This window comes from Micromonospora sp. NPDC049900 (genome assembly GCF_044461025.1).
Classification (GTDB): domain Bacteria; phylum Actinomycetota; class Actinomycetes; order Mycobacteriales; family Micromonosporaceae; genus Micromonospora.
Genome location: NZ_JBITKM010000009.1, coordinates 99984 through 124417, shown reverse-complemented (window position 1 = coordinate 124417; position 24434 = coordinate 99984). Strand labels below are relative to the sequence as shown.

Genomic DNA, 24434 nt, shown 5'->3' with positions numbered 1-24434 from the left:
ACTGCCGGATCCGACGGTAGGCGTGCATGCGCGTGGGTCAGCTCGTCGTGCGCCCGCGCCAGCCAGTATCCGTATGTCACACCAGACCTCGGATCGCGGCGTTCAGCCGCTCTGCTGTAGCGGCGTAGGCAAACCGGCGTTGGGCCGGCACCTGTGGCTGTCGACTCGCCTGGTCGTACCCGTCCCCGAGCATCGACACGAGGCGAACCAATGCCCGTTGCGTCGCGATAGAGGTGATCGGAAAACGCACTGTGGTCACCGTGACGGCGATCGGTGCCGGTTCGGGGTACAGCTCCGCGAGCGCGGTGAGCAACTCGAATCCCAGCAGTGCCCACCGCTGGGACGGCATGTCCGGACAGTCAAGGCCCATAGCCGCCAGGCGCAGGCCGGCCTGCGCCTCGGCCTCGTCGACGACTCCCCGTTCCTCTAGCCGGACGATGGCCTGCTGCAACGCGGTGATGTAGTCCATGCCCGGATCCTTCCGACGGGGCAGATGCGCGTCCACAACGCGGCGAAGCTCTGTGGATAACCGGCCAAGCGCTACCTCGGGTGTCTACCGCGAGAGGCTGCCGGTGCCGATCAGGTGAAGCAAGAGCTGTTGTCGCACAGCCCCTCACCGGGTTCGACATCGAGTCCCGGCAGGGTCTGCTGGGCTTCCGCGATCGCATCGGCAAGAGGACGGTTGTACCGCGACAGCCAGACCGGATCCCTGTCGAGGGTCTTTCGCCGCCCGTTCAGGAGGTCTTCCAGGTCGCACGCCGAACGGAAGAGCCCCGGCCGGTCGCGGCGCATTTCGCTCCAGCGTTGGGGCGTCTTGAGAGGACAGAACCAGCAGGCGGACTTGGGCGGAACCGGAAGTTTTGCCGCAGCGATGATGCGCGCGCAGTCGTGGCGGCGTAGTGGAGGATCGTGGTCGAGCAGGGGGTACACCGGGATCTCGTATGGCATGGCCCGGCGTCTGTTGACCCGTTCGATCTCGTCCAGGCTGATGCCGATGCCCACCGTCGCCGGCCTGTTACGGCTCGCGCCGTGCTGCTTCAGCCACTTCCCGATGACCTTGATCTTGAAGTCTGCGGTACATGATCTTGTGTTGGGCGCACCGTTCGACATGCGGACCGGGATGGGCAGGCTTCGGGATCCTTCGCGGGTGAGTCGGCCCCATAGTGTCTCGACGGTGCCGTCGCGGCGTGTGCGGTGCAGTTCGTGAAGCTCGATGCCGTGCGCCGCCGCGTACGGCTTGGCGTACCGCTGGAGGTACTCCAGCGTTGCCGGGTCCTCGGAGTCGCCACCGGTGTTGGCGAACAGAAACACCGGAAAGTTGATCTTTCCGGTGGCGGCGAGGACCATCAGCGCCGTCGACTGGACGCCGCCTCCGTACGCGACCGCTCGGATCGGGGCGGTCATCAGTCCCACCACCCGTCGGGCGCGGGGTCGGCGGTCGCCGATGGCAGTTCGGTGTGACGGGCGGCGCGATCGTCGTCGGCGGCCCGGCACTGTTTGAAAGGTCCGTCGTCCCCGAGTAGTTCGTGGATGTGCCGGTCGACCTCGACCGACCAGCCGGACATGCCGGTTGCCGCGAGGCGGCTGACTTCCCAGGAGCGCCAGAGCAGTTCGAGGCGCCAAATGGCCTCTGCGTGGCGCCACCACTGCGGGCACCAGTGCCAGCGTTGCCCGTCGACGCGCCAGGCGAACATCGGGAGGAACAAGCCGGCGGTCCAGGCTTCGACGGTCGGGAACCTCAGAGTGGCTGGCGTCTCGGTGGTGCCGGGCGCCTGGTCGTCGAGTCGCTGAGTGAGTTCCGCGACCTGGGTCTGCAAGGCGGCGACCATTCCGGCCAGGTCCTCGTCACGGCGGCGGCTCACCGGGTCCTCCTCTGGGCGGGATGCGCGGTCGAGGTACGGGCTGGCATGGCGCTGGGGTGGGCGGTGAGTGCCCGCTGAGCGGACAGGGCGAAGGACTCGGCGGCCAGCCGTGCCGCCGCTAACGCGGTCGCGTCGTGGGCGTTGGCATCGGCGGTGAGGTCACCGGCGCGGCCGGTTGCCGCTGCGGCGGCGGCGCGAGCGGTCTGGTGTTCGTTGACCGCGGTGGCGGGGTCGTCAGGGGTGGCTGCGGTGGTGGCCGCGGTGCGCTGCTCGGCCTCGGCCCGGTCGAGGAGGGTCTCGATGTGGGCGAGTGATTGCGCGGACCAGCCGGCGTCTTCGAGGTTGCGCAATAGTCGTGCCCGGCTGACCGGGTCCAGCGTGCCGGCGAGTCGGGTGATCTCGTGGTCGAGGTCGTCACCGATCTGGGTAAGCGCGCCAGCGGTGGGAGGCCGGCCGTTGTGTGGCCGGGCAGGACCCGACCCGGACCAGACGTAGCGGACTGCGTCCGCCATCGCGTCCTGGCGTGACAGGCCGGCGTCGCCGCCCCGGTGGTAGAAGTCGATCAGGCTCGGAGCGCGGCGGCGCAGTTCCTCTTCAGCGGCGGTCAGCACGGTGGCATCGGTGGGATTGCGGTCGGCGGCCTGGGCCGCCTGTCCCCAGTGGCGGGCCACCTCCACGACGGGCAGGTCCGCGAGGTAGCCGCGTAGCCGGTCCTCGTCCCGGGCGAGACGGGCCCATTCCCGCTTGCGCCGGGAGGCGTCCGCTGCGGCGAGCCTCTCGGCCTTCCGGTACGCCTTCTGCTCGTCGCGCTCGCGGCGTGTCTGGTCGTGTCGGTCCTGTTCGGCTCGGTTGGCGTTGGCGCGGGCGTTCTCAGCGGCGAGCCGCGACCCGGCCTCGACGAGTACGCCGAAGGCCATGAGCCGTTCCATCGCGCGCTGGGTGCCCTCGCTCCAGGGATCGTGATGCTCGGGTTCCATGCCGGCGATGGTGCGCGGCGTGTGTTTCCGGCGGCGCTACCGAAAGCGGCTACAGGTTGATGTCTGAGCCCGCGGTGCCGCTACGGGTAGCGGCTGGTCGGTTGCCAGCGCTGCGGAGCGGCCGGAGCAGTGGGGCCGGTCGCTCCCGATCTGCCCGAGTCAATCGGAGCGGTTGGCCACGATCTGGCTGGGCCAGATGGCTGACGGCGTAGCCGTTTGGCTCTGGGGTCGCTGCGGCTTTGCGCTCCTAACCACTGTGTCAACGGGCCAGGACCTCAGCCTTGCCCTTACGAGAGGTCCTCAGCCTCCAACTGCTCCTGAATAGCCCGCAGTACCGACGCAACCATCATGACCGCGACGGCGGCGTTGCCCGGCGTGTAGTGCGCAACGTGGGCCTGGTGGACGGTGACATGCCGGCTCAGCTCCTTCGGGGCCGGCATACCGCTGTCGGCATACCACGGGACGAAGAAGGGACCGATCGGTGCCATGGCAGCGCGGAACCGCATGCTGCCAACCGTCAGTTCCTTCACGTCGTCAACCTTCAACGCTGCGGCGATTCGCTGGTACTTGCTCTTTCGCTCGCCCGGCAGTTGCTCCTTCGGTTCGACCAGCCGGGTCACGACCGTCTCGACGACCACGACGGCCAGGGCTTGCGCCGCCTCGTAATGCCTTGCAGCGAACGCTTCGATTGCCTTGACGCCGAGCGGTACCTGCTCAGCCAGCTCTGGATGCGTCACCTCGGCCAAGGCAGCCCGGCAGTCATCTGCCACCGCGATGTCGCGCGCTACGAGGATCTTGAGGCGGGCATCTCGGTCCGGTGCGTTGAGCAGCTCCGTCAGGATCTCCGCGCGTGGAACCCACACCAGCGGAATGCCTTCCTCCTGCAACACCGGCCACGCGACCCTGGTGCTGATGCCGGTGCCACGCCAGTTGGGCGGAAGCTTCTCGGCCAGTAGCTGCATATGCTCGCGCAAGCCATGGAGGGTCGGAAGCTCGAACGATAGCTGCGCCATCAGCGATTTCACGTCCGGCATCGCGGCCTTCACGACCTGAGCGATGTACTCGTCGAAGTTGGGCAAGGCTGCCCGCGGAATCGCCATCGGCGGCAGTTGCACCCGAATCTGCCGGGCCAACGCGTCAACTTGCGGCTGGAGCGCCCGGTTGACGGCAGCCCTAAACGGGGCGAGCGCCTCCGGGGAGATGATCAGGTCATCGCACTCTTCGTCGTTGTCAGTCTGGTCCGCCGCTTGACCTTCAGCGGGTTCGTTGTTCGGGTGCTCGTCAGCGGGATCCTCATGCTCGGGCCGATCGCTAATGTCTATCACGCTTCCTTCAGTCCGCCCGAACACGTGTTCGGTGCAGCGTGATCGTACCGGCACTCCGCGCCTGCCAAGGCCAGTCCCAAGTGGCGATCAACTAGGGTGCCTGGTCGGTCAGCTTGCGAGCGGGGTACGCGCGGGCGTCCACGAGCGTGCACTCCGATGATCATCGAGTGATCCGGGTCACGGCTAGTCGACGCCGAGGAGCTTGAGCAGGGCCGGGACGCTGACGAGGTAGCGGCGACCGATCCGCAGGATCTTTACCGGGAACTCGTCGGCCTTGGCCAGTTCGTACGCCTTCGTTCGGCCGATGCCGAGGATCTCCCCGGCGGTCTCGACGTCAGTGGTCATGCCGAGGGCGCGCACGGCCTGTTCGGTCCAGACCTGGGGCTGCGGTGTGGTCGCGGTGCTGGTCGTCATCGGTAGGTCCTCCCGCTGCTGTCTGGTGCCGACTTGTGGGTCTGCGACAACAGCGACGGTGCCGATGGCAGGGTGGCGCCAGGGCTACCCCAGCATGTCCTGCGCTAGGCGTAGCGCGGCCGGGCCAGGACATCAGCGACGACCGCCAGCCGTATTACGGGTAGCGCGGGCTCACTCTCCGGCGTCTGGTTGCGCATCCTGCTTCGGTCGACCGGTGCTCGACGCCGAACCAGTGCGGTTGTTAATCCAGCTTTCGGCCCGGTGACGCTTCCAGGAGCGGATGATCCCGCGACGGCCAGGTTCCTCCAGGTCTGGCTTGATCAGGTAGCCGTCCCGGCCCTGCTCCCAGTGCGGGGCGCTCTTCTCCACGTACTTGGACCAGGCTCCGTGGGTGACGCGGATCAGGGTGCGGAATTCCTTGGCGGTGATCAGCTCGTCCGGGTCGCCCTCCAGGCTGACCTGGTGCACCCTCGCCATGCGAGCGGTCCGCTTGACTTGGAAGTAGGAGGCGTTGAACACGTCGAGATCCTCAAGCGCGTACCACTCCTGGCCGTCCACCACGTCGACCGGCTCGCGCCAACCGGTGGTAGGACGGTGCTTCGGTGAGGCGACCCGGTTGATGGTCTCCAGGCTCCGGTCGAGGTACTCCGCAGCCCCGCGACGGTTCGTGCAGAGGCGGTCGTTGACCACCCGTAGCTCCACGCAACCCCCTGCGTTCCGTTCCTGATGTGCCCTGGCGTCGCCGGCCAGGCCGCCGCTTCCGCTTCCGCTCGCCGCAGCCGGGCGGTTCCGGTCGCGGGTGAGGGTCACTGTACCGGCAGCAACGTCACCGGCTGCTTCCGCTGTTTTCGGAAGCAGCACGTCAATTCGCATCATGAACCGTCCTTTACGAACGCGGCAGGTGCAATAGGCATCCGCAGTTGCCCGGCTAAGGCCGGCCTCGACGTCAGCCGGGCGGCTAATCGAGTGGGTCCAACGGGCTGTGCGGGCAGGAGATGGCATCCGCGCTCGGTGTGAGTACGGGCAACGCCTCCCGGGAAGCCCGGGAGGCGTTGCCGAATCGCGGAAGCTTGCAGGTCAGGTGCTGACGGTGGCGAGTTCCTTCCGCGATGCCGCAGAAAGCACGCTCCGGACCGTCCGGTCGGTGACGCCCGTCAAGGTCGCCAACTCCTGCTGTTTCGCGTCCGGGTGATCCCGGTGTGCTTCGAGCACTGCCAGGACGGTGGCCGGGCTGACCCGGTCGACCTGTGGCACCGGCTGCCCGTCGAACATCAGTGGCTCGCCTGCTGGCGGGTTCGACGTCGTCCGGCGGCGGCGTGGCGACATCCGCTCCATGAGCCCGCGAAGCTGCTCCTCCGCAGCCTCGCGGCGCTGCTGCTCGTCGGCGAGGGCACGCTCGGTGGTCGCCGCCCGCACCTCTAGGTCCTTCTGTGCCCGCGCCTGTTCCCGGCCCGTGAGCCGGACGTTGGCGGCCTCCGTTTCCGCCAGCTCGCCGCGCTGGCGCCACTGCTGAGCTTCCGCTTCCGCCTGCCCCCGCCTCCGGGCCGCCTGCTCTGCTTCCGCTCGGGCAGTCGCTGCTGCTTCCTCAGCCACCGCCCGCAAGGCCGCTTCGTGCTCTGCCCGCCGCGCCGCTCGGTGCGCCTCCTCGGCTGCTTCCGCTCGCCGCACTGCTTCCGCTTCCGCCGACTGCCGAGCCGCCCGGGTTTCCGCTTCCGCCTGAGCGCGCCGCGTCGCTTCCGCCGCCAGTCGCGCCTCCGCTTCCGCCAGCACCGCGCGGGCCAGACGGGCAGCCTCCTGAGCCGCTTCCATCTCCTTGCGCGCCGGCCCGGGTAGCGCCAGCGACGGTACCGAGGTGCCGGTCTGGGCGAGGTGCAGCAGCAGCGTGAGCGCCTTGCCGGTCTCCCCGGCACGAGCAGCCTTGCGGGCGGCGGCACGCGCCTGCTTCCGCACGTCGGCTGCAAGCGCCTCCCGCCGTTCCCGGTCATGCTCGGCGGCGGCGAGCCGACGGCGCTCACGGCGGGCGGCATCAGCACGAGCGACCAGGGCAGACGCGCCGGGGCTCAGCCGGTCCAGCACGTCCAGCCGCCAGGCGGTGAAGGTCGAGCGAGGTGCCACCAGCCACCGCCGCCATCCGAACCGCTCCGGCGGTGGCGGCAGCATGCCCCGGTCCCGCAGCGTCGGCCGGTGCTTGGCTCCGCTGCGGACCTCGTAGACGATGATGCCGAGCGCCGAGAGGAACGACAGCCCGACCGCCTTGACCGGATCGGCGTGGTGGCCGATGGCGTTGATCGCGACCGCCGCCGCCGTGCAGATCCAGATCAGCGCCCGCGCCGCGAGCGCCCGCTCCCCGGCGAGTCGCTGCTGCTGCGCGGTCAGGGCCATCGCCAAGCCCGTGCCCTCGATGGCGACCGCCGCCACGACGCCGATCGGCGTGGGCAGACCGTTGATCCTGGCAGCGTCGACCTGCCCATACACGGCGCCCGCTACGGCGAGGCCGTAGATCACGCCGGAGTAGACCGCAGCGGCGTTGGCCCGTACGTACTCGACGCGACGCGCGTACCACGCCGCCGCGTCCTGCCGGCGTGCCTGCCGCCGTTTCCGTCTCGCCTCGCGCTTGTCCTCGCGTTCCTTGCGGCGACGCTCGGCGCGGTCAGCCTTCTGCCGATCACGCTGATCGTCCAGGCGCAGCCGCCCTTCCTGCTCGCGCAGGCGTCGCTGCACCGCCGCATCCTCGTCCGCGATCCGCTGCGCGCCGACCAGCCGCTCCCGCTCAGCGGTCGCCAGCTCACGGGCGACCCGCCGGTCGGCCCTGGCCAGGTCGGTCAAGTCGGTGCTCATCGCGCCACCGGGCCTTCCAGCACCCCGCGCACCGGCACCGACCCTGGCGGCACCCGGCGAGCCGGGGGTCGAGGGAACGGCGGTGTCAAAGCCGTAAGGTCTGTCATCAGTCGGACCTCCGTTGTCCGATCAAGGTCCCGGCCGGTGGGTTGCCTCCACCGACCGGGGCCGCCTGCGTTTGCGGACCGGATAGGGCACCAGCGGTGGGTGATCATCCGGCTCATCGTGAGAGCTACGGGTTATCGGCAGCGCTACGGGTAACGCGCCCGGTGTACGGTGCTCGGCTTTCCCTCCCGACGGGTCGCCCGGAGCACACGCGCCGGCTGACGCCGCTCAGCGCGCGGGCGGCTGGCCGGGCGGGGCGTAGATCGGCGCGGTGAACGCCTTGACGCAGTAGCCGGAGCAGTGTTCCCTCCAGGTGGTGTCGTCGGCGTCATCGGCGTAGAGCAGGTGACCGGCGGCCCGGCGGGTGCCGAGCCGGTACCCGGCGGTGCGAAGCCGGGTTGCGGCGTCGGCGCGGCTGATGACGCACCACCCCTCCGCGTGCAACACGGCCTCCACTTCGGCCGTCGTCCGCTCGGCGAGGGGATACCCGGCCGGTAGCGGCACCGGCGTGGTCGCCTCCAGCAATCTGAACCCGCGGGCCGGGACCGGGCCGTTGTCGTGGTGGGGACGGATCCCGATCAGGCCGGCGGACCCGGTCGGCAGGTGCAGCCACACCTCACCGAGTTCGGCGGCAGCGAGCGGGTCACCTGGCCAACCGCCGAGGCGACCCGCACCGTTGAGGTGGCTTGTCACGCGCGTTGTCATGAGGTCCCCCAAGGACTTGACGCCGGGCACCGACAGAACCACCCGACAAGACTTGTAATGATACCGCACTTATTGGGTGTTGCCGCCCGGATCATCGAAAAGCGTGAGCTGGTCGGGGTGCGGAGCCCGAGGCCGGGAGCGTCGTGGCGATGTTCTACGCCGGCCGCTTAGCGACGTTAGGGGCAGGACTGACGGCAGTTCAACCAGCGGTGTGGACGGCGTGGGCGTAGCACGTGCGGCGTACCGAAGGGCGTCCATCACCTCCTCCCGGTAGGCCAGGGCGTAGCGGAAGCAGTTACGGCAGTCGGTGAGTACGCGGCAGCCGGTCAGCGGCTCCGGACGGCTCAGGTGCGTGCAGCCTGACAGGCGGATGCGTTCTCTTCGGGCGGTGGCTGACCAGGCTTGGCTGTCGGAGCTGGCCAACAGCGGGCCGACGAGCCGTAGCGCGTTGATGCTCACGCCGAATCCGTGCATCCGCATGCCGAGCGGCGCGAGGGTGCCCAGGACGCGGGCAACCTCGCGCTGAGAGCCGCGCCGGCACAGGCTGCCGACGCCGACACGCATGCCGGCCAGGTCCACCCCCGCGTCCTGGTACATGCGGTGGTGCTCGACGTACTCCCACGGATGCCATCCCTGCAACGTCGGCAGCCACGGGACGTGGGGGAACTGTTCGGCTAGGTAGAGGTAGTTGGTCAGGGTCGCTTCCTGATGCTCCCGCACGGTCGCTCCGGTGCGGCGCAGGCACTGCGGTTCGCAGGGCCAGTCCTGAATGCCGACGACATCGGGCGGTCCCACGTCCTCCTGGAAGCGGGTCCACATGGCCGCGTACTCGTTCGGGTGCGCGAACCAGGGATGTCCCTCCGGGTCGGCGCGCAGGATCAGCGCTGCGTAGGCGCCGGAGTCGCCGGCCCACGGTGTCCCGTTCATCCGCACCGGGAAGTCGTCGCCGCGCCGCCGGTAGCGGGACAGGGTTGTCGCCGAGAGGAACAGCGGCACGGGTGATTCGTTCAGCCTATGGGGATGCCCCACCCCGAGGTAGAAGATGGTCCGGCGCGCAGGGTCTGAGTGGAACTCGCTGATGGTCCAGGGAGTGACCTGCCCCCAGGGCGTGTCCACGCGTTCGGGGCCGAGGCCGAACCGGGCCACGTGCGCGTCCCAGCGGGCGCGACGCTCCTGCGCCGTTGGTGGCGGTGGGGGCCACTGCGGCAGGTTCTGCTTTCGCAGGAACGCCAGCAGTTTCGCCGCCCGTCGCGGGGAGACGCCGGAGGCTGGGACGGTGACGCGGCGGGCCGTGTCGACGGTCATGCCGGCGCTCCGGCCGGCGCCCCGAAGAGCGTGAGCTGCTCGGTCTCGGGCCGGATGACGGGTACGACCTCGGCGAGGATGCGTCCCATGGTGAAGCGCAAGCTCTCCGCGTTCAGGTCCCCGCCGTAGAAGCGTCGCCCGTCCTGAAGGGCGGCGATGGCGGTGGTGCCTGAGCCGAGGAACGGGTCCGCGACCAGATGGTCAAGGTCGGTGGTGGCCCGGATCACCCTGGACACCAGCGCCGGATGTAGCGCGTTGTCGTAGCGCAGGAGGTTCCGGCGGCGCTGCTCGGGGATGTCGGTCCACAGGTCCGTGGCGTAGATCTGCCCGGTACGGCCTCGGGGCATCTCCGGCGGTAGGTGGAACACCCGGGCGGCGGCGGTGAGCGATCCCTTGCACAGCAGCGTGACCCGGTGGTGTTGGTGGACGAAGCGGCGCCGGGTGTAGAGACCGAATCGGCGCGCGACGGCGATCGAGTTGACGTAGGTGAGCCCGGCGTCTTCGGCCGTCACCTGCACCCGCGCTGCCTGCTGTGCGCCGGTGACCACGGCGAGGTAGCCGCCGGGGCGAAGCGTCGCGCTGGCCGCCCCGATCCACTCCGAGGTGAACGCGGCGTACTCGGCCGGGTCGACGTCCACGTATCCCGGCATTACCTGGTCATGGTTCCGGCCGTACGTGCGCCGGTAGGCAGAGCGGTGGTCGGCTCGTCCGAGCGCCCACGGCGGGTCGGCGACGATGAGGTCGATCGGCTCGGCCGCCTCGCGCAGCACGGTGGCTGCCGCGCCGAGCACCAGCTCGACGTGCGACGGGTCGGCGGGCAGCCAGATCAGCAGCGCCCGGCGTGGCCGGGTGGTCGATCCCTCGATCAGCCAGGCGGCTTTCCCGGTACCCGCTGGCCGGGCGCGACCCTGGCGTTTGAAGGCGTGCAGCGCCGAGCGCAGCCGCCGTTTGTACTGAGCCTGACCGTCCTGGATGATCCGGCGGCCGTCCGCCCGGTCGGCCAGGCCCGCCTGCTCGGCCAGCCGATACAGCTCGGGCAGGGTGTAGCAGCCACGCTCTAGGGTGCGCAGCAGGTCAGCCGCGGTGCGCAGCGGGTTCACAGGGTCACCGCCGGGTCCATGGCGAGCGGGTAGGGCAGTTCGACCAGGCCGATCGGGCAGCGCCTGCGCCAGCCCCTATCCCCCACCGGCCAGGCGAAGCGGTGGCAGCCGCGATGACGGACCCTTCGAGCGCCGATCTGGGCGAGCGCGAGTTCCAGCCACTCGCCGGGGGTCAGGTCCGCCCCGGCCCGCGCGTACTCGGCCACCATCTCCGGCAGAGGCCGGGCGCCCAGCGCCACGAGCCGAGCCCAGACGCCCGCCGCCCCGCGTTCTCCGGCGCGCACCTTCTGCGCCGCTCGGTCAGTCAGTACCGTGCCGTTCGGCAGGATCGTGATGGTCCTAGCGGTCCCCCGGCCCAGGTACTTTCCGCGAGTTGCGCGGTACACGTGCCCGACGTGGCCGGGCATGAGGACTTCCCCGCCCAGGATCCGGGGCATCGGGTCGGAGAAGGCGACGAGCCCGCGAATGCCCTGCTCGGCGGCAAGCCGGAACAGTTGGCCGAGGACCCAGCTCTCCTGGCGGAGTGTACGGATTCGTAGGTGACGAATTCGTCCGAGCAAGCGCGAGACCGCGCGGGGACGATCCACGTCGGTTGAGCCAGCCCGTTGGCAGCTGTGGCAAAATAGGGTGGATTGACCATTTCGGACTAGAGATAGTCTGATGGAAAGGGTGGGTAGTGGCGTTCGAGCCGCCCTCGCTCGGTCGTGACGGCTCAGGCTGGCGGTGCGCCCGGCACGCCACGCCTCGAACGTCTGTTCGGTCCGACTAGGCGATCCGGTAGGCTACCTCGCGCTGACGCGGTGAGGGGGCTCAACGTTGCGCCTAGTGGCGAACAGGTATCTCGTCAACACCGACGCTGAGCGTATCGGCGGTCAAGGCAAGGTTGTCGAGGCAGTCGACGGCGAAGACAGGGCCCGGGTTGCCCTGAAGCTGATTTCCCGGAGCGACGCGGATGCGACACAGCGTGCCTTCTTCCGACGCGAGGTCGATGCCCTCTACCTGCTGGATCACCCGAACATCGTGTCGTTGCGTGACTTCGGTGAGGATGAGCAGCAGGACGCCTTCTACCTGGTGATGCCGTGGTTCGACAAGAACCTGCCGCAGGCTCTGGCGGTCGAGGAGGACTTGGGCTGGGACGACTTCGCCGACCGGTATGGGCTTCCCTTGGTGGAGGCACTGGCTCACGCACATGAGCGTGACGTCGTGCACCGCGACGTCAAGCCCGCGAACATTTTGATCGCCGAGGACGGCAGCCCGAAGCTCGCCGACTTCGGCATCAGCAAGATCCGCAGCCAGATGGTCACCGAGTTGACGCTTGTCGAGCATTTCTCCCGTCCGTACGCGCCGCCGGATCGGCAGGGCATGGCCAGCGCGAGCCGCGACGTGTGGGGCTTCGCGGCGACGGCGTTGCGGTGCCTGACCAGCGGCCCGTTCGACGACTACCCGGACATTCAGACCGCTCTTGCGGATATCGATGTGCACCCGGCTGTGCATGAGTTGCTCACCCAGTGCCTCAGCTACGACCCGCAGACTCGGCCGCAGAACGCGATCGTGCTACGCAGCCTTCTGCGGGAGATCCAGATTCCCCGACGGCGAGGGTTCTCGGATTATGTCCGGCGGGCGCAGGTGCAGGTCAGCGAAGACGCGGCCCGACGGCTTGCCGCGCCCCCAATGGACCGCGACCCCGAGGCGATCGAACAGGCCCTCACGAATGAGTTGGCCCAGGGCGCGCACTTGGTGCGCTACGTCGATGGCGCCGGCATCGTCTCGGCCGACACTTTGGAGCTGATCGGCCGGGACCGCCGACTGCGGCTCGCGGTGGTATCCGGCCGGCCCGAGTTCGTCCTGTCCAAGATCAACGAGGCCCCCGAATCGGTCCTCGAAGGTCTGCGCCGACGGGGCTGGCCCGTGAGCGATCAGATCGTCTGGACGTCGCGTCCGCAGCCGCCCGAAAAGGCGATGCAGGCCAAGGAGTTGATCCTCGCCGGTGTCGATGACCATTACATCCGGCTCAACGACGAGGAGCATCGTCAGCTTGAAAACCGCATGTTCGACACGTGGGTCAACCTGCTCGACGCGAAGGAGACTCTGGAGATCGAGCGGGAGCCGCCGCTGACATACACGTCGATCGACGTGGACGGCCGGCGCGTCAAGTTCTTTCTCACGGAGGCCAGCGGCTCGGACATCCTGGGAAAGGATCGGATCTGCCGCGGACCCGCCGGCCGGCTCGTCGGCGGCCCTGGAGTCGTGATCGAGCAGGACGACACGACGATCACGCTCGCCTACCCGAGAAAGATCAAGAACCTGCCGGGAACCGGCGAGCTCGTGCGAAACATCGGCCCGACTGCGGAGGCGCTGCGCCGGCAGCGTGAAGCCGTCGTCAACGTCCGGGCCGGGATCTCGGTCCGCCCGCAGCTACGCAGGCTGCTGCTCGACCCGACCCGGATCGCCGTTCCGGTCGCTCGCGCGATCGAGTCGTGGTCGGACCGGGAACTGGATGAGGACAAGAAGGCCGCTGTCGCCGCAGCGATGGGAAGTCCCGACTTTTACCTGCTGGAGGGTCCGCCGGGAACCGGTAAGACCAGGTTCATCACTGAACTGGTGCAGCAGGCGCTGAAGCGCAAGCCCGACGCGCGGGTCCTGCTGGTCAGCCAGACCCACGTGGCGGTCGACAATGCGCTGGTCCGGCTCGCCGAGGCCGGTGTGGCAGACCTCGTCCGGCTCGGCAAGGAGGACAACCCTCGCATCGCCGCCGAGGCCCGTGAGCATCTGCTGGACCGGAAGATGCCCGGTATCGTCCGTCAGGTCCGGCAGCGGGCCGAAGCGGAACTGAAACGTCGCGCCACGGCCGTCGGCGTCGACCCCGGGCATGTGGCGGGCGCTGCGGCGATCCTTGAGCTGATCGAGGCACTTCGTCAGCTTGGTGTCGCCCAGGCCCGGCTCGCTGGCGTCGACACGGCACCCGGCAGTACGGGCGGGCAGCTGCCCGACTTCGGCGAGCAGGACACCGAGGCGAAGACCGCCGCGCTCAACGACCGCATTCAGGTGCTCGCCGAGCGGGCCGATGAGCTGCGCCAGCGTGCGAACCTGGCCTTGGGTGGCGATCTGGAGCTGCCGCAGGACCTGACACTGCAGGGCGCACGGGACGCGTTCGACGCTGTCGTCGGGGACGACGGACAGCTGCGCAAGCTCGTTGACCTGCTGACCCTGCAAGCAGAGTGGTTCCAGCGGATCGAATCGGGCCGCGAGCTGGAGGGCGTGGTGCTGCGCGGCTCCCGGGTGGTCGCGGGCACCTGTCTCGGGTTCCTATCACACCCCGCCGTGCGTGACCTCGAGTTCGACCTGTGCATCCTGGACGAAGCGTCGAAGGCGACCGCGACCGAGACGTTGGTGCCGCTGTCGAGGTCCAAACGATGGGTGCTGGTCGGCGACCCGCACCAGCTTCCGCCGATGCAGGAGGAAGTCCTCGACCAGCCCGACCTGATGCGGCGCCACAACCTGGAAGCCGCCGAAATCGAGCAAAGCCTCTTCCAGAGGCTGCTGGACCACGCGCCGGCAGGCGCCCGGCATCGGTTGACCAATCAGTACCGGATGGTCCCAGGCATCGGCGACCTCGTGTCGGCTTGCTTCTACGACGGCCAGCTGGTGTCGATGTCGACCCATGCCCTGCCCGGCTGGGAGGCGCTGTACAAGCCGGTCACCTGGCTGGACACGGGTTCCATGGCCGACCGGCGCGAACGGGCCGACGGCACGAGCATGGTCAACCACTGCGAGGAACGTATAATCCGGCGCACGATCGCCTCTCTCCGCGGTGCCCTGGACAAGGGCGTGATCAAGGCTCCGGACGGCAAACCGCTGCGGGTGCTGGTGCTGACCGCCTACAGCAAGCAGATGGAGCAGCTGCGCCGCGCAGTGGCCGGACCACGGTCGCCGAACCTGGAGATCGAGGTCAACACCGTCGACGCCGTCCAGGGTCGCGAAGCCGACATCACGTTCTACTCAGTCGTCCGCAGCAACACGCAACGCCGGCTGGGGTTCCTCGGACCGTTGCACTGGCGGCGCATCAACGTCGCGCTGTCCCGGTCGCGGTATGGCCTGGTCATCGTCGGTGACGCCCCGTTCTGCGAGTCGATGTCCGGCCCGTTGAGCACCGTGCTGACCCACATCCGGGGCAACGGCGACACCTGTCGGATCGGAGACGCGCGCAATGGCTGACACCACCGTCATCGCGGCCCGTCGCTACAGCGACCAGCATCCCGGCTACCAGCTTGCCTACGCCGGCGAAGCAGCCATCCCGGTATCGCTGCTCACCCTCAATGTGCTGGCGCAGGAACGCAAGAGGCTTCCCCTGGTGGACGAGTTCGTGCTGCGACTCGCAGACCACGGCATCCACAAGGTTGACAACATGGCAGCCGTTCTCGGCATCGACGCGGCGACCATCTCCGCTGCCGTCACCTCTCAAATGTCGGCCGAAACTGTCGAATACCGGCCGGACAGCCTGGGTGGCTACAAGGTGCTGCTGACCCAAGGCGGCCGGCGAGCGGTCGAGGAACTCTCGACCGTCACCCCGCAACGCACCGAGTATCCGCAAGCCTTCGACCGGATGCTGTGGCAACCGATCTCACACGGCCGAGCGGACCTGGTGACCCGCGTCGACGCCGAAGCGCAGGGCATGCGAATCCTGCCGTCCTTGCGCACTGCTGACGTCGACACCAGCGATGTATCCCCCCGACGGCTCAACGTCCTGCTGGACCAAGCTCAGCAGGACAGCGGTCGCGCGGCGATCGAAGTGCTCAGCGTCGAGGCGATCACCCGCCAGCCCCGGCTCTACTTGCCCGCCGTGCTGCTGGTCTTCGCCTCCGACGCAGCCGACGACCTGCGCTTCAACATCGTCGTCGACGACATGCTCAGCGAGCACCACGACAACGCGCTGCACCAGGTGGGCGGCGTCGAACGAACCAAGATCCACGTAGCGCCCGCCGTCGGTGAACCGGATCTCCCACCACCGCTACAGCAGCAGCGCACACCATACGACGCAGTCCGAGACCTGCAACGCCGGGCCGACAACCCACCGCCGCCCGACGACAGCACACCCGGCGCGGCATCGACCGGCACCAAGGAGCACGAAAGTGTCACCGCCCGCAGCGCGCTGGAAGCCCTGACCGTCCGCTCCGTACCGCTGTTTGAGCACCGGGAACTGCTGACAACCGCGCTCAACACCGCCCGCAGCAGGTTCTTGCTGGCCGCACCGTTCGTCCGCGACGCCGTCGTCAATGGCGACTTCCTAGCCAAACTAGACATCATGCTGCGCAGGTCCGGCCTGACCGCTCACATCGGCTACGGACTCGGCCAAGACCCCGCGCACAGCGACGACAACGCCCTCAGCCGGCTGCGCGCACTCGCCCGTCGATACCCCCTGCTCAAGCTGGCCCACGTACCCGACCCCCATCCGAATATCCTGATCTTCGACGACACGTGGGTGAACAGCGGCTTCGAATGGCTGTCGTTCCGCGACCAGCCCACACACACCTACCGCCCCGTGGAAGGCACGCTCGTACGCGACGAGACACATGTGGACGAGCGACACAACTACTACGCCGAGCTGATCAGTAGGGCCGACGCTGCCACCAGAAACTGAGACGGCGCAGCGCACCGCTCAGTGGCCGGGGTACGCATCGACATCAATCCCCACCCCAGACCGCGCCGCCTCACGCTGCTGTATGGGCTGATGGTGTCTTCGTGGGGATCATGCGGGGCACGATTCGGACGTAGGCGACCATTCCGATGACTTCCACGAGCGTTTGTGTCACGACGATGGCGGCTGCTACGGCCAGGTGGTCCGGGAGCGCGAGGGCCAGCGGCAGGACGACGAGGGAGTTGCGGGTGGCGCCGGAGAACACCACGGCTCGGGACGCGGGGGTGTCCAGCCGGAAGACACGCGCGACCACCAGGCCGGTGACGGCCATGACGATCAGGAACAGTACGTAGTACGGCACGACGGCGATCACGTCGGTGATGTCGTCGCGGACCTTGGGTACCTGGGACGCTACGACGACGAACAGGGTCGCGGCCATCAGGGGCACCATCGCCGTGCCGACCGCGCCCGCAACGACCGTTCCGCTGCGGTGTCGTGCAGCCCACCACTGAGTGGCCCAGGCCAGTGCCAGTGGGATCACGATGAGGGTGATGAACGCGTGGATGAACGGGCCGGCTTCGACGGTGTCCGCGAGGGTGGGGCCGAGGAACAGCAGAAGGAACACGGGCAGCAGCAGCATCTGGGCGATCAGGAGCAGCGGAGTCGCCGCCAGCAGCCGTTGACTGCTGCCGCCGGCCAGTTTGCTGAACACGATGACGTAGTCGATGCAGGGTGTGAGTAACACCAGCAGCACCCCGATCTGGACCGCCTGGCTGGCCGGGAGGAAGACGAACATTCCGCCCACGACGAGCGGTACGACCGCGAAGTTGACGGTCATCGTCGCGGTCAGGAACCGCCAGTCACGCAGCGACCGCGCCAACTGACCGACGGGCACCTGCATGAACGTCGCGTACAGCAGTGCGGCGAGGACGGGGTTGATCACATATTCGAGCCCGGGACCAGCTCCGGGTGCGGCCCAGCCCAGCAGCACGCCGGTTGCGATCGCCGCGAGGTACACGGCCACCTGGTGCCGTTCCAGGACCACTGCGGCCTTGTCCCATCGTCGTGTCACTGAATGTTCCGTTCGTCGTGCTGCCGTCGACTGGCCCGGCCATTCTGCCGGCACGGTTCGGTCCGTCGGGGTGCGCGTGTGATCGGCGTCGCGTAGATGGCGACCAGGTGTGGTGCGGCGGTGACGCTGACGGTGGTGGTCACCGTGGGGTTGCGCCGCCGCACCCCGTGCCGCCGCATCCACATCCGGCTCCCGCCGCTGCTGCGCGGCGTCGGTGGAGCCACCAGATGGTGACCGCCAGCGTGGCGAGGCCGGCCGCGCCGGCGAGGAGGGACTTTTCGAGGATCGCCGCGCCCGCGCCGGTGATGATGCCGGCGGCGATGAGCAGCGGTATGGCGCAGCACGCGGCGCACGCGAGGACGGCGAGTCCTCCGGTGACCTTGCTGCCGGTCGGTGCCGTGTTCCCTGCCGCCGGCAGGTGCTGGCTGTGGTGGGCGGAAGGCGTGGGGGTGGGGGCGGTCATGCAGTGTCTCCGTCCGGGCGGTGGCCGATGGTCAGGTATGGGATCGGGCAGTCGGTGCAGGTGCAGTGGGTGAGGCTGTCGCAGCGGGCGTCGACGACTTGGGTCAGGGTGGTGCGGATGGCGGTGAGGTCGGCGATGCGCGCGTCGATTTCGGTGATTTTGTCGATCGCCCGCTGGCGTAGGTCGGGCGTGGGGTGCCGACGCCGGCCGGTGTCGAGGAGTTCGGCCACCTCGTCGAGGGTGAACCCGAGTCGCTGCGCGGCCTTGATGACCTGTAGCAGCGCGACGGTGTCCGGTGGATACAGACGGTGTCCGCCGGTGGATCGGGTGGGTTCGGCGAGCAGGCCGCGGCGTTCGTAGTAGCGCAGCGTTTGCACGTTCACGCCGGCTTGGTCGGCGACCTCGCTGGTGCGCAGGCTTGCCCGCTCGCCGGTCACGGTGTCTGCCGGGTCATGACGGTGGCGGCCTGCGTGGTGAGGGAGTGCAGTACGTCGGCGTACTGGGCGGGTACCCGTACGTCGAGGACCACCGTCTGACCGGTGTCGGTCGGTTCGGTGGTCACGGTGAAGGTGAAGAAGGAACAGCACTCGGTCTCGCGGTCGGCCAGGTCACGCACCTTGTCGGCGAAGGTGGTGGGTCCGGTCAGCCGCAGTCGGGCGTGGGTCGGGCTGATGGCCTCGACGTCGCGGACCGCTGTGGTGAACAGGTTGTCGAACTCGGCCGACCGCAGCGGGCGTTCGGCCGTGGGTAGCGTGCAGGCGTCAGGGATGACGAGTGACACACCAGCCTCCTCGATCCAGGTCGGGTTCGGCGCCGCGTCGGCGCCGTCCACCTGACGGTAAGCCTGTACCCGGGTACCGGATGCAAGTCCTAGATCGTGGCCGTCAGGTCCGACTGTTGCGCGACCCCGCTTGCTGACCTGTCGGGAGGTGTGATGGCGGTCAGGGGTGGGCGTCGTGGTGGTAAGAGGTGGATCCGGCCTTTCCTGGTTGGGGTGCGTGGGCGGTGTCAGGCGGCGGTGTGTAGTTCGGCGAGCAGTGTCTCGACTCGGGTGCGGATGTCGTCGCGGATGGGGCGGACGGCGTCGATGCCTTTGCCGGCGGGGTCGTCGAGTTTCCAGTCCTCGTAGCGTTTGCCCGGAAAGACGGGGCAGGCGTCGCCGCAGCCCATGGTGATGATGACGTCGGAGGATTCAGCCGCCTCGTATTCGAGGAGTTTCGGGGTTTGGTCGGTGATGTCGATGCCGACCTCGGCCATGGCTTCGATGGCGGCGGGGTTGATGGTGTCGGCGGGGGCTGAGCCGGCGGAGCGGACCTCGACGCTGTCGCCGGCGAGGTGGCGGAGCCAGCCGGCGGCCATCTGGGAGCGGCCGGCGTTGTGGACGCAGACGAACAGGACTGTGGGCTTGTCGGTCATGGTTTGCCTTTCGTGGGGTGCGGGTCGTGGGGCCGGTTGACCGGCGTGCCGCCGTCGTTGCGGGTCGGGATGTGGCCCGCCGTGTCGTTGCGGTCGATCCGCTGGTAGCGGCCGGGGTCGTGTCGACGGTTGATGAGCCCACGAGCAGCGGTGCCGTGCTCCGGCGACGCTGGTGTCATGGGCGGCGGGCGGGGGCCGCCTGCCCGTCCGCGGGGACGACGACCTGGTCGGCGGTGGCGCCGGCATCGGGGTAGAGGGCAGCGAGCAGGCCGACGCCAACAGCGAGGCCGACGACCTGGGCCAGGACGAAGCCGGGCACGGATGCGGGGGCGATGCCGGCGAAGGTGTCGGTGAACGCCCGGCCGATGGTGACGGCGGGGTTGGCGAACGAGGTGGATGAGGTGAACCAGTAGGCGGCGCCGATGTAGGCGCCGACGGCGGCTGGTGCCACCGGGGCGCGGCCGGAGCGGGCGAGGGCGAAGATCAGCAGGATCAGTCCGGTGGTGGCGACGATCTCGCCGAGCCACAGGTTGGCCCCGGTGCGGTCCTTGTGGGAGAGGCTGACGGCGGCGAGGTTGAACATCAGGTTCGCCAGGATCGATCCGGCGACCGCGCCGAGTACCTGCGCTACGACGTAGGCGGCCAGTTGGTGGGCGGTGAGGCCGGTGCGGGTGCGGCGGCCGAGGAGCCAGTCGGCGGCGGAGACTGCCGGGTTGAAGTGCGCTCCGGAGACCGGACCGAACATCAGGATCAGCACGGCGAGGGCGAACGCGGTGGCGATCGAGTTCTGGAGCAGTTGCAGGCCGACGTCGTCGGGTGAGAGGGCAGTGGCCATGATTCCGGAGCCGACCACGGCGGTGACCAGCAGGGCGGTGCCGGTGAACTCGGCCAGCAGGCGCCGCCACAGGGTGATGGTCATCGGTCTGTTCTTCTCCTCGGTGGTCGATCCTCGTTCGGCCGGGGCCGGGTTTATCGGGTGGGGATGTTCAGGTCGGCGAGAAGGCGGCGTACGCGGCGTTCGATGTCGTCGCGGATGGGGCGGACGCCGGTGATGTCGAGGCCGGCGGGGTCGTCGAGGTCCCAATTCTCGTAGCGGGTGCCGGGAAACACGGGGCAGGCGTCGCCGCAGCCCATGGTGACCACGACGTCGGCGGCGCGGACGACTTCGTCGGTCCAGGGTTTGGGGAACTCGTCGGAGATGTCGATGCCGCGTTCGGCCATCGCGGCGACGGCGGCGGGGTTGACCTCGATGCCGGGTTCGCTGCCGCCGGACCAGCCGACGGCCCGTTCGCCGGCGAGGTGGGCGAGGAATCCGAGGGCCATCTGGGAGCGGCCGGCGTTGTGGGTGCACAGGAACAGCACGACCGGTCGACCGTCGCGGTGGTGTCCTTCCACCCGCGCCAGGGCGTGCAGCCGTTGGCGGGCGAAACGTTCGGCGAGCAGGGGCAGGTAGTGGAGGATCCGGCCGTCGGTGGCGAGTTGGTCGTAGCTGCTGTGCAGGAACCGTTCGATCGTCTCGGTGCCGTAGGTGCCGTCGAACTCGGCGGCGAGGCGGGCAGCGGCGGTGCGTAGGGCGACCTGTTGGTTGATTGAGAGGTCGGGGCGCAGGTAGGGGCTGGTGTCGGTCATCGGTGGCCTCCGGGAAGGACGGCGGGCGCGAGCCGGTCGACGCGGTCGGCGAGGTCGGCGTAGGCGGCTTCGAACGCCTCGTCGGTGTCCACGCGGACGGGGTCGGGGATCGACCAGTGCAGGCGAGGGCGGATCGGCCCGGTGAGGTCTTCGTGGGCGTTGTCGCACACGGCGATCACGAGGTCGTTGTCGCGGACGACGTCGGTGACGTGGGCGGTGCCGGTGGGGTCGAGGTCCAGGTCGTGACGGTGGGCCACGGCGAGCGCGCGGGGATGGACCCGGACGGCCGGTTTCGTGCCGGCGGAGGCGGCGGCCCGGCGGGTGCGCTTGACCCACAGTGCGGCGGCGAGCTGTGAGCGGGCCGAGTTGTGGGTGCAGACGAACACCACCCGCCCGACTCCGGTCAGGTGCGGGGTGGCCAGCGCGGCGAGTGTGTCGGGGCGCAGCCGCAGGTAGGTGCGGCGGCGGTCGCCCTCGGAACGGCCCTTGACCACCAGCCCCGCCACGGAGAGGACCTTGACGTGGTGAGCGACCAGGTTCGTCGGCATGGCGAGACGATGGGCGATCTCCCCAGGAGAGGCGTCGCCCAGGGTGAGGGCGTCCACGATCGCCAAGCGCGCCGGGTCACCGAGCGCGGCATGGATCCGGGCCCGCACATCCAACGAATAAGACTCAGCGTCCATTGACTCAATACTTGCTGACCTAGATGGCTTCGTCAAGCCCGGAGTGCCGAATGCCACGGCCCGCAGACGTCCGGGTCCGAGCCGGATCGAGGGCCCCTCACGTGGGCGCCGTCGGAGCGGCAGCCATGCGGCCTCCTGCGGACCCGCGAACTCCCTTCAGCGTGGCCTAGCGAGAGACCCGGCCGGCCAGGTTGCCGGCGGCGGGTTCGTGGATGCCGGGTGGCGGGCGCGTTGCCGGCGACGCCGAGGGCGCCCATGCAGGTTGGGCTGGGCTTTATCGGCGGTGGCGGGGACTCTGGCGGCCGTGTCGCGAAGACTGCCAGGCCGCAGCGCCTTTGAATGGTCAGCATCTACTGTATGGTTCAGCACATGCTGACCAGTGCTTCGCGTGTTGACGTGATGGCCAGGTTGGGTCGGGCGATGGCCGATCCGACCCGGTCCCGGATTCTGTTGAGCCTCCTCGATGGTCCCGGCTACCCGGCGGAGTTGGCCCGGAGTCTGGATCTGACGCGGAGCAACGTGTCGAATCACCTGTCGTGCCTGCGGGGGTGCGGGATCGTGGTCGCCGTGCCGCAGGGGCGGCAGACCCGGTACGAGATCGCGGATCCGCACCTGACGCGGGCGCTGACCCTGCTGCTCGACGTGGTCCTAGCCGTGGATGACGGCATCCCGTGCGTCGACGCGGCGTGCGAGGTGCCGTTGTGCTGCGGCGACCGTAGCGCGGTCGGGGGTGTTGTTGTGCGATGAGCCGGGAGTGCTGCGGTCCTGACGAGGTGTCCAGCGTGTCGGCAGAGGTCGACGACTGCTGCGCCCCGGGTGAGCGTCACGATCACGAGGAGATGCCGGTGTGGTGGCGGGATCGGGTCCTGCTGCTGCCCGCGGTGTCCGGTGTGTTACTGCTCGCCGGGTATCTGACGGAGTGGGTTGGCGGCCCGCATGCCGTGTCGATGGTGCTGTTCGCTGGTGGTGTGCTCGCCGGGGCGCGGACGTTCGTGCCCGGCGCGGTGCGGCGTCTGCTGCGTGGGAGGGTCGGCGTCGGTCTGCTGATGACGATCGCCGCGGTGGGTGCGGTCGCGTTGGGCCACGTCGGGGAGGCTGCGGCCTTGGCGTTCCTGTTCTCGATCGCCGAGGCGTTGGAGGAACGGGCGATGGACCGGGCCCGTCACGGGTTGCGGGCGTTGCTGTCGTTGATCCCCGAGACCGCCCGGCTGTCCCGGTTGAGCGGTGACGTGACCGTGCCCGCGGTCGAGGTGCGTGCCTTCGACATCCTGGTCGTCGGCGCCGGTGAACGGATCGCCACCGACGGCGTCGTGGTGCGTGGCCGGTCGAGCGTCGACACCTCGGCGGTCACCGGGGAGTCCATACCGGTGGAGGTCGGTCCGGGCGAGGCCGTGCTTGCCGGGTCGGTGAACGGGTCCGGCAGCCTGCATATCGAGGCGACCGCGGATGGGCGGGACAACTCGCTGACCACGATCGTGCGGTTGGTCGAGGAGGCGCACGCCAAGAAGGGCGAGCGTGCGCGGCTGGCGGACCGGATCGCCCGGCCCCTGGTGCCGGTCGTGCTGGTCGCCGCGGCGTCGGTCGCCCTGCTGGGCGCGCTCTTCGGCGATCCCGGCCTGTGGTTGGAGCGGGCCCTCGTCGTGCTGGTCGCGGCGTCCCCGTGCGCGTTGGCGATCGCGGTACCGGTCACGGTCATCTCGGCGATCGGGTCGGCGAGCAAGCTCGGCATCGTGATCAAGTCGGGTGAGGCGTTCGAACACCTCGGCACTATCCGTCGGGTCGCCATCGACAAGACCGGGACGCTGACCCGCAACCGCCCGGAGGTGGTCGCGGTGGAGACGGCGGCCGATGCGGACCGGGCGAGGGTGCTGGCCGTCGCGGCGGGGCTTGAGGCGACCAGCACCCATCCGCTCGCGGCGGCGATCACCGCGGCCGTGGACGCGCCCGTCGAGGTGACCCAGATCGAGGAGCATGCGGGTCAAGGAGTTGCCGGACGTGTCGACGGCCGACCGGTGCGGGCCGGCAGCCCACGGTGGATCCCGGCCGGCGTACTCACCGTGACCGTTGACCGCATGGCACAGCAGGGCATGAGCGTGATCCTCGTCGAGATCGACGGGACTCCGGCGGGGGCGATCGGCATCCGCGACGAGCTGCGGCCGGAGGCCGCCGACGCCGTGCAGGCACTGCGGCAGCAGGGCGTGAGCGTCATCATGCTCACCGGCGACAACGCCCGCACGGCACGCGCGCTCGCCGACCAGGTCGGGATCACCGACGTACGGGCCGAGCAGTTGCCGCAGGAAAAGGCTGCGGTCGTTCAGGAGTCGACCGCCACCGCGCCGACCGCGATGATCGGTGACGGCATCAACGACGCACCCGCGCTCGCCGCCGCCACCGTCGGCATCGCCATGGGCGCCACCGGTTCGGCCGCCGCTGTCGAATCCGCTGCCGTCGCCTTCACCGGCAACGACCTACGGCTCATCCCCGAAGCCCTCGCCCACGCGCGACGGGGTCGGCGCATCATGACCGGCAACATCGCCCTCGCCCTCGCCATCATCATCGTGCTGTTCCCGCTCGCCCTGTTCGGCGTCCTCGGCCTGGCCGGCGTCGTCCTGGTGCACGAGGTCGCGGAGGTCGTGGTCATCCTCAACGGTGTGCGCGCCGCCCGCGGTCGTCGGCGACGACGGAACACCGATGTCGGTGCCGGTACCGAACGGCTCGTCGCGGCGGCCCGCGCATGACGCCCCACCGGCAATCGACGCCGTCACGCCGGAGTTCTGCGGCGAGCCTGGGTGCACGGTCAGGGCCTAACCGCGTCCCGCCGGCCGGCATTCCGCATGCCTTTCCATGCCGGAGCCGGACACCGAGGCTTCACGACGCGGCGGATGCCTACCTGGCCTACCTCGGT

The 24434-nt window shown here is 69.2% G+C and carries 25 protein-coding genes; 4 read left to right on the top strand and 21 right to left on the bottom strand.

All coding sequences use genetic code 11. The features are described from left to right. Window positions 1-76: 76 nt before the first annotated feature. The 12 genes from ACIBMZ_RS20665 to ACIBMZ_RS20610 form a co-directional block, all read right to left on the bottom strand. The gene (locus ACIBMZ_RS20665) at window positions 77-469 is read right to left on the bottom strand and encodes a hypothetical protein (RefSeq protein ID WP_396696099.1); all 393 of its coding nucleotides are present in this window, start codon (window positions 467-469) and stop codon (window positions 77-79) included. A 110-nt stretch (window positions 470-579) separates the two neighbouring features. Then, window positions 580-1404, bottom strand: a complete 825-nt coding sequence (locus ACIBMZ_RS20660; RefSeq protein ID WP_396696097.1) for a phosphoadenosine phosphosulfate reductase — start codon at window positions 1402-1404, stop codon at window positions 580-582. Further along, on the bottom strand, window positions 1404-1862 hold the full coding sequence (locus tag ACIBMZ_RS20655; RefSeq protein ID WP_396696095.1) for a DUF4913 domain-containing protein: 459 nt from the start codon (window positions 1860-1862) through the stop codon (window positions 1404-1406). Before ACIBMZ_RS20655 ends, ACIBMZ_RS20660 begins: the two co-directional genes overlap by 1 nt. Then, window positions 1859-2839 carry a hypothetical protein gene (locus tag ACIBMZ_RS20650; protein ID WP_396696093.1) on the bottom strand — a complete coding sequence of 327 codons (981 nt, stop codon included), beginning with the start codon at window positions 2837-2839 and terminating at the stop codon, window positions 1859-1861. The genes ACIBMZ_RS20655 and ACIBMZ_RS20650 overlap by 4 nt, the downstream gene beginning before the upstream one ends. Window positions 2840-3126: 287 nt before the next feature. After that, entirely contained in the window at window positions 3127-4164 is a 1038-nt protein-coding gene (locus tag ACIBMZ_RS20645; RefSeq protein WP_396696091.1) for a hypothetical protein, read from the bottom strand. A gap of 183 nt (window positions 4165-4347) precedes the next feature. Then, on the bottom strand, window positions 4348-4578 hold the full coding sequence (locus ACIBMZ_RS20640; protein WP_396696089.1) for a helix-turn-helix domain-containing protein: 231 nt from the start codon (window positions 4576-4578) through the stop codon (window positions 4348-4350). A 171-nt stretch (window positions 4579-4749) separates the two neighbouring features. After that, window positions 4750-5451 carry a hypothetical protein gene (locus ACIBMZ_RS20635; protein ID WP_396696087.1) on the bottom strand — a complete coding sequence of 234 codons (702 nt, stop codon included), beginning with the start codon at window positions 5449-5451 and terminating at the stop codon, window positions 4750-4752. A gap of 204 nt (window positions 5452-5655) precedes the next feature. Continuing rightward, complete coding sequence (locus ACIBMZ_RS20630) at window positions 5656-7416, bottom strand: DUF2637 domain-containing protein (protein ID WP_396696085.1); 1761 nt, start codon at window positions 7414-7416, stop codon at window positions 5656-5658. Window positions 7417-7749: 333 nt separating this feature from the next. Further along, entirely contained in the window at window positions 7750-8214 is a 465-nt protein-coding gene (locus ACIBMZ_RS20625) for a hypothetical protein (RefSeq protein WP_396696083.1), read from the bottom strand. Window positions 8215-8295: 81 nt separating this feature from the next. Next, window positions 8296-9531 (bottom strand): hypothetical protein, encoded by a 1236-nt coding sequence (locus ACIBMZ_RS20620; RefSeq protein ID WP_396696081.1) that lies wholly within the window; start codon window positions 9529-9531, stop codon window positions 8296-8298. Next, on the bottom strand, window positions 9528-10631 hold the full coding sequence (locus ACIBMZ_RS20615) for a DNA-methyltransferase (RefSeq protein WP_396696079.1): 1104 nt from the start codon (window positions 10629-10631) through the stop codon (window positions 9528-9530). The genes ACIBMZ_RS20620 and ACIBMZ_RS20615 overlap by 4 nt, the downstream gene beginning before the upstream one ends. Beyond that, the gene (locus ACIBMZ_RS20610; RefSeq protein WP_396696077.1) at window positions 10628-11218 is read right to left on the bottom strand and encodes a hypothetical protein; all 591 of its coding nucleotides are present in this window, start codon (window positions 11216-11218) and stop codon (window positions 10628-10630) included. The genes ACIBMZ_RS20615 and ACIBMZ_RS20610 overlap by 4 nt, the downstream gene beginning before the upstream one ends. Window positions 11219-11456: 238 nt before the next feature. Here ACIBMZ_RS20610 and ACIBMZ_RS20605 point away from each other — a divergent pair, with 238 nt between their 5' ends. After that, window positions 11457-14846, top strand: a complete 3390-nt coding sequence (locus tag ACIBMZ_RS20605) for an AAA domain-containing protein (RefSeq protein ID WP_396696075.1) — start codon at window positions 11457-11459, stop codon at window positions 14844-14846. Continuing rightward, the gene (locus ACIBMZ_RS20600; protein ID WP_396696073.1) at window positions 14839-16269 is read left to right on the top strand and encodes a hypothetical protein; all 1431 of its coding nucleotides are present in this window, start codon (window positions 14839-14841) and stop codon (window positions 16267-16269) included. Before ACIBMZ_RS20605 ends, ACIBMZ_RS20600 begins: the two co-directional genes overlap by 8 nt. A gap of 70 nt (window positions 16270-16339) precedes the next feature. Here ACIBMZ_RS20600 and ACIBMZ_RS20595 read toward each other — a convergent pair whose 3' ends face one another. The 9 genes from ACIBMZ_RS20595 to ACIBMZ_RS20555 all read right to left on the bottom strand — a co-directional run bounded on the left by ACIBMZ_RS20595 (window position 16340) and on the right by ACIBMZ_RS20555 (window position 21529). Beyond that, entirely contained in the window at window positions 16340-17284 is a 945-nt protein-coding gene (locus ACIBMZ_RS20595; RefSeq protein WP_396696071.1) for an arsenic resistance protein, read from the bottom strand. Between the two features lie 193 nt (window positions 17285-17477). Continuing rightward, window positions 17478-17801: a hypothetical protein gene (locus ACIBMZ_RS20590; protein ID WP_396696069.1), complete on the bottom strand. Its 324-nt coding sequence runs from the start codon at window positions 17799-17801 to the stop codon at window positions 17478-17480. Continuing rightward, window positions 17798-18238, bottom strand: a complete 441-nt coding sequence (locus tag ACIBMZ_RS20585) for a MerR family transcriptional regulator (protein WP_396696067.1) — start codon at window positions 18236-18238, stop codon at window positions 17798-17800. Before ACIBMZ_RS20585 ends, ACIBMZ_RS20590 begins: the two co-directional genes overlap by 4 nt. Next, window positions 18235-18582, bottom strand: a complete 348-nt coding sequence (locus tag ACIBMZ_RS20580) for a hypothetical protein (protein ID WP_396696065.1) — start codon at window positions 18580-18582, stop codon at window positions 18235-18237. The genes ACIBMZ_RS20585 and ACIBMZ_RS20580 overlap by 4 nt, the downstream gene beginning before the upstream one ends. 227 nt (window positions 18583-18809) lie before the next feature. Beyond that, window positions 18810-19217 (bottom strand): arsenate reductase ArsC, encoded by a 408-nt coding sequence (locus ACIBMZ_RS20575; RefSeq protein ID WP_396696063.1) that lies wholly within the window; start codon window positions 19215-19217, stop codon window positions 18810-18812. After that, complete coding sequence (locus tag ACIBMZ_RS20570; protein WP_396696062.1) at window positions 19214-19396, bottom strand: hypothetical protein; 183 nt, start codon at window positions 19394-19396, stop codon at window positions 19214-19216. Before ACIBMZ_RS20570 ends, ACIBMZ_RS20575 begins: the two co-directional genes overlap by 4 nt. After that, complete coding sequence (locus tag ACIBMZ_RS20565; RefSeq protein WP_396696060.1) at window positions 19393-20136, bottom strand: aquaporin; 744 nt, start codon at window positions 20134-20136, stop codon at window positions 19393-19395. The genes ACIBMZ_RS20570 and ACIBMZ_RS20565 overlap by 4 nt, the downstream gene beginning before the upstream one ends. A 50-nt stretch (window positions 20137-20186) precedes the next feature. Further along, complete coding sequence (locus ACIBMZ_RS20560) at window positions 20187-20846, bottom strand: arsenate reductase ArsC (protein ID WP_396696058.1); 660 nt, start codon at window positions 20844-20846, stop codon at window positions 20187-20189. Beyond that, window positions 20843-21529: a helix-turn-helix domain-containing protein gene (locus ACIBMZ_RS20555; protein ID WP_396696056.1), complete on the bottom strand. Its 687-nt coding sequence runs from the start codon at window positions 21527-21529 to the stop codon at window positions 20843-20845. The genes ACIBMZ_RS20560 and ACIBMZ_RS20555 overlap by 4 nt, the downstream gene beginning before the upstream one ends. Window positions 21530-21898: 369 nt before the next feature. On the opposite strand from ACIBMZ_RS20555, the gene ACIBMZ_RS20550 reads away from it, so the two are divergent. After that, the gene (locus ACIBMZ_RS20550; protein ID WP_396696258.1) at window positions 21899-22276 is read left to right on the top strand and encodes an ArsR/SmtB family transcription factor; all 378 of its coding nucleotides are present in this window, start codon (window positions 21899-21901) and stop codon (window positions 22274-22276) included. Between the two features lie 35 nt (window positions 22277-22311). After that, window positions 22312-24267 (top strand): heavy metal translocating P-type ATPase, encoded by a 1956-nt coding sequence (locus ACIBMZ_RS20545; protein ID WP_396696054.1) that lies wholly within the window; start codon window positions 22312-22314, stop codon window positions 24265-24267. Window positions 24268-24434 lie beyond the last annotated feature (167 nt).